Genomic DNA, 12,835 nt, shown 5'->3' with positions numbered 1-12,835 from the left:
GGTTCCTGCCCACCAGGGAGCCCGGACCTATGACGTCATAAGCTGGGCTTATGTCCCGATCGATGTCCAGCGCCCCGCCGCCCAGCCCCGATGACGAACACGGCCCCCTGTCCCACCGGGTCCCCGACCTCGGAGCGATGGTGCTGCTGCTGGCCGTCGCCCGGCACGGCAGCCTGGGCCGCGCCGCGCGGGACGTCGGTATCACCCAGCCCGCTGCCTCCAGCCGCATCCGGTCGATGGAGCGGCAGCTCGGCGTCGCGCTCCTGGACCGTTCGCCACGCGGCTCCCGGCTGACCGACGCGGGCGCCCTCGTCACCGACTGGGCGCGCAGGGTCGTCGAGGCGGCCGAGGCGTTCGACGCCGGTGCGCAGGCGCTGCGGGACCGGCGTGACTCCCGGCTGCGGGTCGCGGCGAGCATGACCATCGCGGAGTACCTGCTGCCGGGCTGGCTGATCGCCCTGCGCGCCGCACGCCCCGGAACCGCCGTGTCCCTGACCGCGGGCAATTCGGCTGTGGTCGCCCTGCGGCTGCTCGCCGGTGAGGCCGACCTCGGCTTCGTCGAGGGGCTGTCGGTGCCGGAGGGGCTCGACGGCACGGTGATCGCGCACGACCGCCTCGTCGTCGTGGTCGCGCCCACCCACCCGTGGGCCCGCCGCCGCAGTCAGCTGACCCCGCAGGAGCTGGCGGCGACACCCCTGATCCTGCGGGAGCACGGCTCGGGCACCCGGCAGGTCCTGGACGCCGCACTCGCCGTGCACGGCGGACTCGCGCGGCCGCTGCTGGAGCTCTCCTCGACCACGGCGGTGAAGGGGGCGGCGGAGAGCGGGGCCGGTCCCTGTGTGCTGAGCGAACTGGCTCTCGGTGAGGAGCTGTCGGCCCGGCGCCTGGTCAAGGTCCCCGTGGCGGGTGTCCGGCTCAGGCGTCAGCTGCGGGCGGTCTGGCCCGCGGGCCACCGCCCCACGGGCCCCGCCCGCGACCTGCTCTCACTGACGGCCGACGAGTCGTAGGCCCCGGGACCTGTCCGCTTCCCGGGCCCCGCTGCTCCTGGCCCCGCTGCTCCTGGGCCCCGGACCGCTCCGCGGCCGTTGTCCTCAGACGGCGGACGGGCTCGTCCGCGCCAGGGCCGCCGTGACCAGGGCCCGCATGATCCGGAGGTCCTCGCCCATCTCGGGGTGCCACTGCACCCCGAGCACCCACTGCGGACCCGGCAGTTCGACCGCCTCGACCGTGCCGTCCGCCGCGTACGCGGACACCACGAGACCCGGAGCGAGCCGGTCCACGGCCTGGTGGTGGTAGGTGGGTACGGACGCCTCGTCGGGCACGAGCGAGGCGTACAGCGTCCCCGCCACCGGCGACACCGCGTGCTCGCCGAGGACCCCCGCCTTGCCGAACGGACCGGTGTGCCCGTCCAGATGCTGGCTCAGTGTGCCGCCAAGGGCCACGTTGAGCAGCTGCATGCCGCGGCAGATGCCGAGCACCGGGGTGCCGGCCTCCATCGCCGCGCGGAGCAGCGCGAGCTCCCAGGCGTCGCGCTCGTGCGCGGGCGGCCCCGTCCTGAAGTCGCGCTCCGCGCCGTACAGTCCGGGGTCGATGTCCGCGCCGCCCGCGATCACGAGCCCGTCGAGCCTGGCGACGACGGCCGACGCGCGCTCCGGGGCGTCCGGCGGCAGCAGGGCCGCCAGGCCGCCGGACCGCTGGACCAGCCGGGGATACGCCGAGGGGAGCACCGCTGCAGGGAGCTCCCAGACACCCCAGCGAGCCGCCGGCTCCAAGTAGGTGGTGACGCCGATGAGCGGTTCGTGCATGGTGCGGTCCCTCCGGCGGGCGGTCCGCGGACCGGGCCCGGTGCAATGGTGATGCGTCATACCTTTGTGCGTACCGGGCCGGTACGCAAGAGACGCGATCCGGAAGATCGGGTTCAAGCCAGGAAACCGCGGAGCAGCGCCGCCGTTCCGGCGCAGTGCTCGCGCATCACCGCGCGCGCGGCCTCCTCGTCGCCGTCGAGCACCGCGTCGACGAGCACCGTGTGCTGGTGCTGCGAGTGCTCGAGGTTCCGCACCAGCAGGGGTATGCAGTCCAGCAGGTCGTTCACGGTCGCCCGGACGGCGGCGTACTGGGCGGTGAGCGAGGGGGAGCCGGAGAGCTCGGCCAGCGTCAGGTGAAACAGGGTGTCGAGCCTGCGGTAGTCGGGCAGGGGTGCTTCGTGTGTCGCGATCAGTGCCCTGCGCAGCCGGTCCACGCCCTCGTCGTCGAGGCCGTGCGCCGCGCACAGCCCGGCCGCCCCGGCATCCAGCACCTCGCGGAAGCGCAGGACGTCCTCGATGTCGACCCCCTCCACCCGGCGGCGCAGCTCGCCGCCGCCGGCCCCGCCGGCGCGGGGGAGGACGAACGTGCCGCCGTACCTGCCCCTCCTGGACTCGACCAGCCCCTGGTCCTGGAGCACCTTCAGGACCTCGCGCAGGGTGACGCGGCTGATCCCCAGCAGCTCCGCCAGATCCCGCTCGGCGGGCAGCCGCCCTCCGCCGGGCACCAGGCCGAGCCGGACCACCTGGAGGACCTGCTCCAGCGCCTCCTCGAAGCCGTTGCCCGCGCGCACCGGCCTCAGCACGGGCAGCAGCCGGTCGAAGGGCCCGGTCTCCCCGGTCTCCTGCGCCACGTCCCGATCCCCTTCCCCTCAATGGTTCTGTCCCATACCTTAAGCCTTCCGGCTGACCGAACGAGGAGTACCCCGTGGCAGACCGAACACCCCCGCTCCGGCCCGAGGAGCTGCGTCTGCTCGTCGCGAGCGGCGAGATCGACACCGTCGTCCTTGCCTTCCCCGACATGCAGGGCCGGCTGCAGGGCAAACGGTTCGCGGCGTCCTTCTTCGTCGACGAGGTGCTGGAACACGGCACGGAGGGCTGCAACTACCTGCTCGCCGTCGACACGGACATGAACACCGTCGACGGATTCGCCATGTCCTCCTGGGCCAACGGCTACGGCGACTTCGCGATGCACCCCGACCTGGCCACCCTGCGCAGGGTGCCCTGGCACGAGGGCACGGCCATGGTCCTCGCCGACCTCGCCTGGGAGGACGGCTCGCCCGTCGTCGCCGCGCCCCGCCAGATCCTCCGCCGCCAGCTGGAGCGGCTCGCCGCGCACGGCCTGACCGCCCATGTCGGCACCGAGCTCGAATTCATCGTCTTCAAGGACACCTACGAGCAGGCCTGGGACCGCAACTACCGCGATCTCACCCCGGCCAACCAGTACAACATCGACTACTCCGTCCTCGGAACCGGCCGCATCGAGCCCCTGCTGCGCCGCATCCGCAACGAGATGGCGGCCGCCGGCCTCACCGTCGAGTCGGCCAAGGGTGAGTGCAACCCCGGCCAGCACGAGATCGTCTTCCGCTACGACGAGGCACTGGTCACCTGCGACCAGCACGCCGTCTACAAGACGGGTTCCAAGGAGATCGCCGCCCAGGAGGGCGTCGCGCTCACCTTCATGGCCAAGTTCAACGAGCGCGAGGGCAACTCCTGCCACATCCACCTCTCCCTCCGGGACGAAGGCGGACAGAGCGTCATGGCCGGCGAGGACGGCACGATGTCCCCCGTGATGCGGCACTTCCTTGCCGGACAGCTCGCCGCCCTGCGCGACTTCTCCCTGCTCTACGCGCCCAACATCAACTCCTACAAACGCTTCCAGCCCGGCTCCTTCGCCCCGACGGCCGTCGCCTGGGGCCACGACAACCGCACCTGCGCCCTGCGCGTCGTCGGACACGGCCGCTCGATGCGCTTCGAGAACCGGCTCCCCGGCGGAGACGTCAACCCGTACCTCGCCGTCGCGGGCCTCGTCGCCGCCGGACTCCACGGCATCGAGCACGGACTCGAACTCCCCGAGGCCTGCGAGGGCAACGCCTACACCGCCGGATACGACCAGGTCCCCACCACACTCCGCGAAGCGGCCGCCCTCTGGCAGGACAGCGACGTGGCCCGGGATGCCTTCGGCGAGGAGATCGTCGCGCACTACCGCAACATGGCGCGTGTCGAACTCGAGGCCTTCGACGCCGCGGTGACCGACTGGGAACTCCGCCGCTCCTTCGAACGCCTGTGAGGCACCTGTGATCACCGAGCACCGCGTACTGAACCCGGCGACCGAAGAGCTCGTCGCCACCGTCCCCGCCACCACCGTCGCCGAGGTGGACGCCGCCGTCACGCGGGCCGCGGCGGCGCAGCAGGTGTGGGCCGCCCTGGCGCCCGCCGACCGTGCCCGGCTGCTGCGCCGCTTCGCCGTCCTCGTCGACGAACAGGGCGAACGGCTCGCGCGGCTGGAGGTCACCGAGGCGGGCCACACCCTGGGCAACGCCCGCTGGGAGGCCGGCAACGTCCGCGATCTGCTGGACTACGCGGCCGGGGGAGTGGAGCGCCTCACCGGGCGTCAGATTCCCGTGCCCGGCGGAGTCGACATCACCTTCCTCGAACCCCTGGGCGTCATCGGGGTGATCGCCCCCTGGAACTTCCCCATGCCGATCGCCGCCTGGGGCGTCGCCCCGGCACTCGCCGCGGGCAACGCCGTACTCCTCAAACCGGCGGAGACGACCCCGCTCACCGCCCTGCACCTGGCCGGGCTCGCCCGGGAGGCGGGGCTGCCCGAGCACCTCTTCCAGGTGCTGCCCGGCGCGGGCGAGGTCGCGGGCAGGGCCCTGGTGGAACACCCCGGAGTGGCCAAGATCGTCTTCACCGGCTCCACCCGGGTCGGCAAGCAGATCATGGCCGCGTGCGCCGACCGCGTGAAGCGGCTCACCCTCGAACTCGGCGGCAAGAGCCCCAGCATCGTCTTCGCGGACGCCGACATCGAGGCCGCCGCAGCCGCCGCACCCATGTCCTTCCTGGACAACGCGGGCCAGGACTGCTGCGCCCGCAGCCGCATCCTCGTCCAGCGCTCCGTCCACGAACGCTTCCTCGAACTCCTCGCCCCCGCCCTCGCCTCGGTGGTCGTGGGCGACCCCTCCGACGAGAAGACCCAGATGGGCCCGCTGATCTCCCGCACCCAGCTGGAGCGGGTCCGCAGTCACGTCCCCGACGGCACCGCCGGCCTGCGGGGCAGCGCCCCCGAAGGGCCCGGATTCTGGTTCCCGCCGACCGTCCTCACCGACGTCCACGAGAACGCGCCCGTCGCCACCGAGGAGGTCTTCGGGCCGGTCGCCGTCGTGCTGCCCTTCGAGGACGAGGCGGACGCGGTCCGGCTCGCGAACGCCACCGAGTACGGCCTGGCCGGCTCCGTCTGGACCCGCGACGTGGGCCGTGCGCTACGGGTCTCACGGGCGGTGCGGGCCGGGAACCTGTCCGTCAACTCCCACTCCGCCGTTCGCTACTGGACACCGTTCGGCGGCTACAAGCAGTCCGGACTCGGCCGCGAACTGGGGCCCGACGCCCTCGCGGCATTCACCGAAACCAAGAACGTCTTCATCGGCACGGAGGCCTGAACACGCATGACCACCGACACCGGGAACATCTGCCGCCGCCTGGCCGGCCGCACCGCCGTCATCACCGGAGCGGGCAGCGGAATCGGTCTCGCCACCGCCCGCAGGCTGGCATCCGAAGGCGCCGATGTCGTCTGCGGCGACATCGACGAAACCGCGGGCCGAGCGGCAGCCGAGGAAGCCGGAGGCATTTTCGTACAGGTCGACGTGACCGACCCCGAGCAGGTCGAGGCGCTGTTCAAGGCGGCGTACGACACCTACGGGTCCGTGGACATCGCCTTCAACAACGCCGGAATCTCGCCCCCCGACGACGACTCCATCCTCACCACCGGGCTCGAGGCGTGGAAGCGCGTCCAGGACGTCAACCTCACCTCCGTCTACCTCTGCTGCAAGGCGGCCCTTCCCTACATGCGGCGCCAGGGGCGCGGCTCGATCATCAACACCGCGTCCTTCGTGGCCCGGATGGGAGCGGCGACCTCCCAGATCTCGTACACCGCGTCCAAGGGCGGGGTGCTCGCGATGTCCCGCGAACTCGGTGTGCAGTTCGCCCGGGAGGGGATCCGGGTCAACGCCCTGTGCCCGGGGCCGGTCAACACCCCGCTGCTCCAGGAACTGTTCGCCAAGGACCCGGATCGGGCCGCCCGCAGGCTGGTGCACATCCCGGTCGGCCGCTTCGCCGAGGCCACGGAGATCGCGGCCGCCGTCGCCTTCCTGGCCAGCGACGACTCCTCGTTCGTCAACGCCACCGACTTCCTCGTCGACGGCGGGATCTCGGGGGCGTACGTGACTCCCCTCTAGGGCCGCCCGCACCGGAATCTAGAGTGGGGGCATGAGCAACGCGACCCCTCCCGGCTGGTACCCGGACGCGAGTGCCTCCGGCGTCGAGCGCTGGTGGGACGGCACGGCCTGGACCGGGCACACCCGGCCATCCGCCGTCGCACAGCCCGTCGCGTTCCAGCAGCAGTTCGCACCCCAGGCTCCGGCCCCCGCCCCGGGCGGCGGCCGGACCACCCGGGTCGTCGCCGTCGCGCTGGCGGTCCTGGTGATCGCCGGCGCGGCCGTCACCGGAATCGTGGTGCTGGGCCAGGACGACGGGACCGGCACGCAGGCAGGCCCCGGGCCCAGCAGCTCCGCACCGGCGACCGGCACCCCGGGCACGGACACCCCGTCGGCCGACGACGCCCCCGCGGACGACCCGAAGCTGCTCGTCGACCAGCTCAACGGGATCACCCTGCCGGTCCCCCAGGGCTGGGAGAAGCCGGAGAGCACGCTCGACGACGCGACGACGATGCGTACGGTCGAGTCCTACACCTGCCCCGGCGATTCCGGCAGTTACTGCTACCACGGCACGGTCACCGTCCGCACCGCGAGCGGCACCGACGTCACCTCCGTCGAGGCTCTGGCCAAGCAGGACATCGGGACGGCCGCCGACAAGGCCTACGGGGAGAACTTCGTGGGGGACCCGGTCCACGGCGGCATCACGGCGCAGAAGGAACTGGCGTCCAAGTCCGTGACCGTGGCCGGGCGGACCGGGTATCTGGTGCGCCGGCAGGTCACCACGGGCAAGGGCCCCGGCGGATTCGTGCAGTCGCTCGTCTTCCCCTCGGCGGTGGGCAGCGAAACGCCGGTCATCGTCCGCTTCGCGTTCGACGCCGGCCAGGACAAGCTGCCGGTCTCCCTCATGGACACCATCATCCGGGGCATCCGCCCGCTCGGTGACAGCGCCACCGGCGGAGGCGTCGGCAGCTCAGTGGGGCCCTGACCCCGCCCCTCCTCATCCGGCCCGAACCGGACGGAAAACCGCTAGAGGAACGTACGGCCCTCGCCCCGGTAGGTCGGCACGGTCGCCGTGATCCGGTCGCCCTCGATCAGCTGCAGTTCGTCGAAGCGCTCGCACAGCTCACCGGCCTTGGCGTGCCGGAACCACACCTTGTCCCCGATCAGCAGATCGTCGGCGGGCGAGCCGAGCAACGGCGTCTGCACCTCTCCCGGACCCTCCTGCGGGTCGTAGCGCAGCCCCTCGGGCAGGTACGGGACCGGCAGCCGGTCCGCGCCCGCGGCCCCGGACGCCGGATAGCCGCCACCCAGCACCGTCACCACGCCCACCCCCGGCCGCCGCACCACGGGCTGTGCGAACAGGGCCGCCGGACGGCCCGTGAACGAGGTGTAGTTGTCGAACAGCCGCGGTACGTACAGCCCCGAACCGGCCGCGATCTCGGTCACCGCCGATTCCGCCGCGGTGTGCTGCACACTGCCGGTGCCGCCCCCGTTGACGAACTCCAGGTCCGGCGTCACCGCCCGGACGGCCCGCACGACCTCCGCCCGCCGCGCCGCCAGCTCCTTGCGGGCCGTGGCCTGCATCAGGCGGACCGCACGCGACCGCAGCGGCCGGCCGGCAACCGAGTCCCCGACCCCCGCGACATGACCCTCGTACGCCATCAGCCCCACCAGCCGGAAGCCCGGCCTACGGGCCACCGAACGGGCCAGCTCGGCCAGTTGGGCCGGGGAGCGCAGGGGGGAGCGCAGCGCGCCGATCCTGACCCGGCCGCCGAGCATCCGCAGTGAGGTGTCCAGCTCCAGGCAGACCCGGATCTCCTCGGTGCCGCCGGCCCGTGCCGCGTCGATCAGCTCCAGCTGTGCGTGGTCGTCCACCATCACGGTCACGGCCGCCGACAGCTTGGGATCGGCCGCCAGCTCGGCGTACGCGGACCGGTCGGCCGACGGATAGGCCAGCAGCACGTCGTCGAAACCGGCCCGGGCCAGCCACAGTGATTCCGCGAGGGTGAACGACATGATCCCGGCGAACCCGGGACGCGCGAGCACCCGCTCCAGCAGGGCGCGGCAGCGCACCGACTTGCTCGCCACCCGGACGGGCTTCCCGGCCGCCCGGCGCACGAGGTCGTCGGCGTTGTCGTCGAAAGCCTCCAGATCCACCACGGCCACAGGGGCGTCGAGATGGGCGGTGGCCCGGTTGTAACGGGTCCGGTCAGCGGCGCGGGCAGTCATGGCCGCAGCTTGCCAGACGGTCGTACCACTGGGTAGGGGGACGTTCGGTGCAGATCCCCCGCACCCCCGGTCCTGTGCCCACGGGGCGTCCTCCACCCCGTAGAGTGACGGTCACGCGGATGACCGACGGCCGGTCCGGGACTGTGATCCGCAGGCGGTACGGGGACGTGAACCAGGGGGCCGGATGAGTACCGAAGCGCAGCGCGCTCCTGTGCCGCCCCGCCCGACCACCCCACCGCCCGTACCGGCCCAACCTCCGGCTCCGCCCACGGCCCAGCCCCCTGCCGCGCCGCCCGCAGCCCCCGCACCGCGCACGGGCGGGCAGCCCACGCAGGCTCCCGCCGCACCGCGCACCGGCGCGCCGACCCCCGCGCCCCCGGCCGCACCGCGCACCGGCGCGCAGCCCACGCACGCCCCCGCACCCCGCCCGCAGGTCCCCGCGGACGACGCGCCCCCGCCCGTGGAGACGACCACCCAGCTGCGCATCGTGCCCCCCGCACCCCCCGCCGCGCCGCCGCCGCCTCCTCCTCCTCCTCCCGCGACCAGGCGCAGGCCCGTCGGCGCGGTGGATCTCACCCCGCGCCCCGGAGCCACCCCCGCCCCGCCGGGCGCGTACTACGCGTACGCCGAGACGCCCGTCGAGACCACCACCCGCCTGCGTCCCGTAAAGACCCGGAACCCGGCCAGGGCCGCGGCCGCCGTGGCCTGTGTCGTGCTCGGTCTCGGGCTGATCGGCGGCGCGGTCACCGGCACCTGGCTCACGGGGGACTCCGCGGCCGAGCCCGGAGCCGGTACCGCGTACACGGTCGGCCGCTCCGCCTGGCACAGCGTCCCCGTCGACACCCTCTTCCCCCGCACCCTCAAGGGCGACGGTGCGGGACCGGGGGCCACCGACCGGGTCTGGACCCGCGTCGCCGTCGCCACCGACAGCGGCTGCGCGGCGGGCCTGGACCCGCTGCTCCTCAAGACGCTCCGCCCGGTCGGCTGCGAACGCATGGTGCGGGCCACCTACACCGACGCGACGCGCAGCAGCGTGACGACGGTGGGCATGGTCTTCACCGAGGCGGACAGCGAAGGGATGCGCGCACTCGGCACCCGGTTCACCGGCCAGCACCTCGACATACGGGCCGACCTGATGCCCCGTACCTACCCCGCCAAGGGCACCGCCGCGGCGGCGTTCGGTGACAAGCAGCGTGCCAGCTGGACGGTCAACGTACTGACCGAGGTGCCCGTCGTCGTGTTCGCCGTCTCCGGTTTCGCCGACGGCCGTACGGTCGCCGAACCGCAGCCCGCAGCCGTCGCCATGGCGGAAGGCGCCACGACGGCGGTCGCCCAGGCCGGACTCGGCCACGAGGCGAAGGGCATCGCCGACCGGGTGGAGCGCACGCTGCGCAGGACCGTCACCGACCTCACGGAGAAGCCGGAATGACCCGCCCCCGCCGGCTCCGCGCGTTCGCCGCGCTGACCCTCGCCACCGCGTTCGCGGTACTGCCCGCAGTACCCGCCCAGGCCGACGCCCTCCGGGACCGGCAATGGGCCCTGGAGGCACTCCACACCGACCGGGCCTGGCAGACCACGAAGGGGAAGGGCATCACCGTCGCCGTCCTGGACACCGGAGTCGACGGCAGCCACCCCGACCTCCAGGGCCAAGTGCTCCCGGGCAAGGACCTCATCGGCTTCGGCGCCGGACAGGGCGACCGGGCCTGGGCCGTGCACGGCACCGCGATGGCCGGCATCATCGCGGGCCACGGCAACGGGCCCGGGCGGAGCGACGGCGTCCTCGGAGTCGCACCGGACGTGAAGATCCTGCCCGTGCGGGTCATTCTCGAGTCCAACGACGCGTCCCGCGCCAAGGCCCGCCAGTCGCGGGGTACCGCCCTCGCCGACGGCATCCGCTGGGCCACCGACCACGGTGCCGACGTCATCAACCTCTCCCTCGGCGACGACAGCAAGTCCGCTCACCCCGAGCCCGGTGAGGACGCGGCCGTCCAGTACGCCCTGAGCAAGGGCGTCTCCGTCGTCGCCTCCGCCGGAAACAGCGGTGAGAAGGGCAACGGCGTCTCCTACCCCGCCGCCTACCCCGGTGTGATCGCTGTCGCCGCCGTCGACAAGTACGGCACCCACGCCGCGTTCTCCACCAGCCGCTGGTACGCCACCGTCAGCGCGCCGGGTGTCGACATCGTCGTCGCCAACCCCGACCGCCACTACTACATCGAGTGGGGCACCTCGGCCGCCTCGGCGTTCGTCTCCGGAGCCGTCGCCCTCGTACGCGCCGCCCACCCCGGGCTGTCGCCCGCCCAGCTCAAGACGCTGCTCGCGGACACCGCCCGCAACTCCCCGGCAGGCGGCCGCGACGACGCCCGGGGCTACGGGCTCGTGGACCCGGCCGCCGCTATCGAGGCCGGGGAGAAGCTCCGCCCCGACAACCTGGATGCCAAGTCCGCCCCGGCCGGTTACCGCAAGCAGTACTTCGGATCCGGCCCCGACCCGAAGGCCGAGGACGACGGACCTGCCGGCTGGCTGGCCCCGTCCGCCGGCGCACTCGGCGCCGCGCTGCTGGCCCTGGCCGTGGTCCTGTGGCGCGGCAGGGGAGCCCACACGAGCGGAAGCAGCACCCTCGCCGGCGTCAGCCGGTGGCGCTGACCCCTCCGGCCACGCCGACAGCGGCCTTCGCCACCGACTCGACGAGGGCGACACCGGCCTCCTTCGTCGCGTGCCCGCGCGACAGCACGGCCACCAGGTAGCTGCTCCCGCCGCTCTCCACCCGCCCGATGCTGTTGATGTCCCACAGCCCGGTCGTCGTGCGGGGCATCCAGCCGTTCTTCAGCGCCGCGCCGCTGCCCGCCGCCGACACCCCCCACCGCTGGTCCGCCTGGACCTCACCCATCAGCTCCGTCAGGTACGCGCGCGACGTCTCCGACAGCTCCGAATCCGTACCGAACACCGCCTTCAGCAGAAGCACCTGGTCGGTGGCCGTGGTCTGCGTCAGCCCCCACGCGTGCGCGGCGGTCGTCCCGGTCAGCCCCAGCCGCTCGTTCGCCGCGTCCAGCCCCTCGGCACCGCCGACCGTCTTCAGGAGTTCGGTGGCCGACGTGTTGTCGCTGCGCCGGATCATGGCCTCCGCCCACGCGTGCTCGGCGCCGTTCAGCTCCCGCCCCTCGTCCTGGGCGAGGAGCAGCAGGGCCGCCAGGATGTCGACCTTGACGATGCTCGCGGTGTCGTAGGCCCCGTCCCCGTACACCGCACCCGCCCCGCTCGCCGTGTCCAGCACGGCCACCGACACGTCGGCGCCGCCGTTCAGGGGCGCCAGTGCGTCGGCCAGCTCCGCGTCGAGATCCACCTCGGGCTCCTCGCTCGTGCTCGCCGCGGCCGACGGGCTCGATGCGGACGATACGGATGCCACGGCGGAGGGCGCACGATCCGGCGAGCGACCCACCAGATACGCGCCCCCGGCGGCGGAACCCGCCAGCAGCACGACGGCCGTCACGGATGCGGACAGCGCGGACCTGCGAATTCTGTGGCGGGACATGATCCGGACGCTAGGAATCGCAGCTGGCAGCAGCCTGTGCCCGACCTGTCGCCCGGATGAGAGAACCGGTCCACTACGCTCGTCGTGTGGCGCTCAAGAACATTCCGGACCCCGGTTTCTCCGACGACGACGGCACGGCCGCCCCCGAACTGACGGCGGCGCTCGCCGCGTGGGCGGAGGACCGTACGGCCGTCGGCCCCGTCCTGGCGGCGCTCCGCGGCGCCAGGCTCCTCGTCCCGGTCGTCGCCGTCCTCGGCGAGGTCGAGGAGGACGAGAACGGGCTGCGTCGCGAGAAGACCAGCGACATGGCCGTGCCGACCCTCCAGGCCGGTGACCGGCGCGCCCTGCCCGCGTTCACCTCCACCGCCTCGCTGGCCCGCTGGGACCCACAGGCCCGCCCCGTCGCCGTACCCCTGCACCAGGCCTTGCAGGCCGCCGCCCACGAGAACGCGGACACGGTGGTCCTGGACCTCGCGGGGCCCGTCGCCTTCGAACTGACCGGCCCGGCGCTGCTCGCGCTGGCCGAGAACCGCAGCAGCACGGACCCGCTCGACGACCCCGCCGTGGTCGCCGCCGTACGGGAGGCGGTCGCCGCCGAACCTGCGGTGATCCGCGCCCACCTGGGCCCGGGGCAGGCCGACGGCACCCTCGCCCTGGTCCTCCGCCCGGACGCGGTGGTGGCCGACGCCGCCCGGCGGGTCGCCGACGCGCTGTCGGCCAGCGAGGTCCTGCGCGCCAGGCTGGTGCGCGGTATCGACCTCGCACTCCTGCCGGCCGGGGCCGAGGCACCCGGCGAGCCCCTCTTCACCCGCTGACACACGCGAGAGCCCGCCGCCTGT

Annotated in this window: 12 protein-coding genes; 8 read left to right on the top strand and 4 right to left on the bottom strand. The window is 73.3% G+C overall.

Going from position 1 to position 12,835, the window contains the following annotated elements; all coding sequences use genetic code 11:
- The first annotated feature begins 62 nt into the window (after positions 1–62).
- Positions 63–1,007, top strand: a complete 945-nt coding sequence (locus tag ACFQ6X_RS24080) for a LysR family transcriptional regulator (RefSeq protein ID WP_383184441.1) — start codon at positions 63–65, stop codon at positions 1,005–1,007.
- A gap of 84 nt (positions 1,008–1,091) precedes the next feature.
- On the opposite strand, the gene ACFQ6X_RS24075 is transcribed toward ACFQ6X_RS24080, so the two are convergent.
- Together ACFQ6X_RS24075 and ACFQ6X_RS24070 are read right to left on the bottom strand one after the other, a co-directional pair.
- A complete protein-coding gene (locus ACFQ6X_RS24075; protein WP_383184417.1) occupies positions 1,092–1,805 on the bottom strand; it encodes a gamma-glutamyl-gamma-aminobutyrate hydrolase family protein in 714 nt (237 codons plus the stop codon).
- A 113-nt stretch (positions 1,806–1,918) separates the two neighbouring features.
- Positions 1,919–2,656: a FadR/GntR family transcriptional regulator gene (locus tag ACFQ6X_RS24070; protein WP_383184416.1), complete on the bottom strand. Its 738-nt coding sequence runs from the start codon at positions 2,654–2,656 to the stop codon at positions 1,919–1,921.
- 74 nt (positions 2,657–2,730) lie between these two features.
- On the opposite strand from ACFQ6X_RS24070, the gene ACFQ6X_RS24065 reads away from it, so the two are divergent.
- The 4 genes from ACFQ6X_RS24065 to ACFQ6X_RS24050 are packed head-to-tail and all read left to right on the top strand — an operon-like array spanning position 2,731 to position 7,223.
- Positions 2,731–4,092: a glutamine synthetase family protein gene (locus ACFQ6X_RS24065; protein ID WP_383184415.1), complete on the top strand. Its 1,362-nt coding sequence runs from the start codon at positions 2,731–2,733 to the stop codon at positions 4,090–4,092.
- A 7-nt stretch (positions 4,093–4,099) separates the two neighbouring features.
- Complete coding sequence (locus ACFQ6X_RS24060) at positions 4,100–5,464, top strand: aldehyde dehydrogenase family protein (protein ID WP_383184414.1); 1,365 nt, start codon at positions 4,100–4,102, stop codon at positions 5,462–5,464.
- Between the two features lie 6 nt (positions 5,465–5,470).
- On the top strand, positions 5,471–6,259 hold the full coding sequence (locus ACFQ6X_RS24055) for a 3-oxoacyl-ACP reductase (RefSeq protein ID WP_383184413.1): 789 nt from the start codon (positions 5,471–5,473) through the stop codon (positions 6,257–6,259).
- Between the two features lie 31 nt (positions 6,260–6,290).
- Positions 6,291–7,223: a DUF2510 domain-containing protein gene (locus tag ACFQ6X_RS24050; RefSeq protein ID WP_383184412.1), complete on the top strand. Its 933-nt coding sequence runs from the start codon at positions 6,291–6,293 to the stop codon at positions 7,221–7,223.
- Positions 7,224–7,264: 41 nt separating this feature from the next.
- Here ACFQ6X_RS24050 and ACFQ6X_RS24045 read toward each other — a convergent pair whose 3' ends face one another.
- Positions 7,265–8,467: an amino acid deaminase/aldolase gene (locus tag ACFQ6X_RS24045; protein ID WP_383184411.1), complete on the bottom strand. Its 1,203-nt coding sequence runs from the start codon at positions 8,465–8,467 to the stop codon at positions 7,265–7,267.
- A 565-nt stretch (positions 8,468–9,032) separates the two neighbouring features.
- Between ACFQ6X_RS24045 and ACFQ6X_RS24040 the strand changes: the two genes are divergently transcribed.
- Positions 9,033–9,896 (top strand): hypothetical protein, encoded by an 864-nt coding sequence (locus ACFQ6X_RS24040; RefSeq protein ID WP_383184440.1) that lies wholly within the window; start codon positions 9,033–9,035, stop codon positions 9,894–9,896.
- Complete coding sequence (mycP, locus tag ACFQ6X_RS24035; RefSeq protein ID WP_383184410.1) at positions 9,893–11,110, top strand: type VII secretion-associated serine protease mycosin; 1,218 nt, start codon at positions 9,893–9,895, stop codon at positions 11,108–11,110. The genes ACFQ6X_RS24040 and mycP overlap by 4 nt, the downstream gene beginning before the upstream one ends.
- Here mycP and ACFQ6X_RS24030 read toward each other — a convergent pair.
- Entirely contained in the window at positions 11,094–11,996 is a 903-nt protein-coding gene (locus ACFQ6X_RS24030) for a serine hydrolase (RefSeq protein WP_383184409.1), read from the bottom strand. The genes mycP and ACFQ6X_RS24030 overlap by 17 nt on opposite strands.
- Positions 11,997–12,082: 86 nt before the next feature.
- Here ACFQ6X_RS24030 and ACFQ6X_RS24025 point away from each other — a divergent pair, with 86 nt between their 5' ends.
- Positions 12,083–12,811, top strand: a complete 729-nt coding sequence (locus tag ACFQ6X_RS24025; protein WP_383184408.1) for an SseB family protein — start codon at positions 12,083–12,085, stop codon at positions 12,809–12,811.
- Positions 12,812–12,835: the final 24 nt, after the last annotated feature.

Origin of the sequence: Streptomyces sp. NPDC056452, from assembly GCF_042796085.1 — a bacterium.
GTDB lineage: Bacteria > Actinomycetota > Actinomycetes > Streptomycetales > Streptomycetaceae > Streptomyces.
Note: the sequence above shows the minus strand (reverse complement) of the source record. Positions and strands in the feature narration are given on the sequence as shown.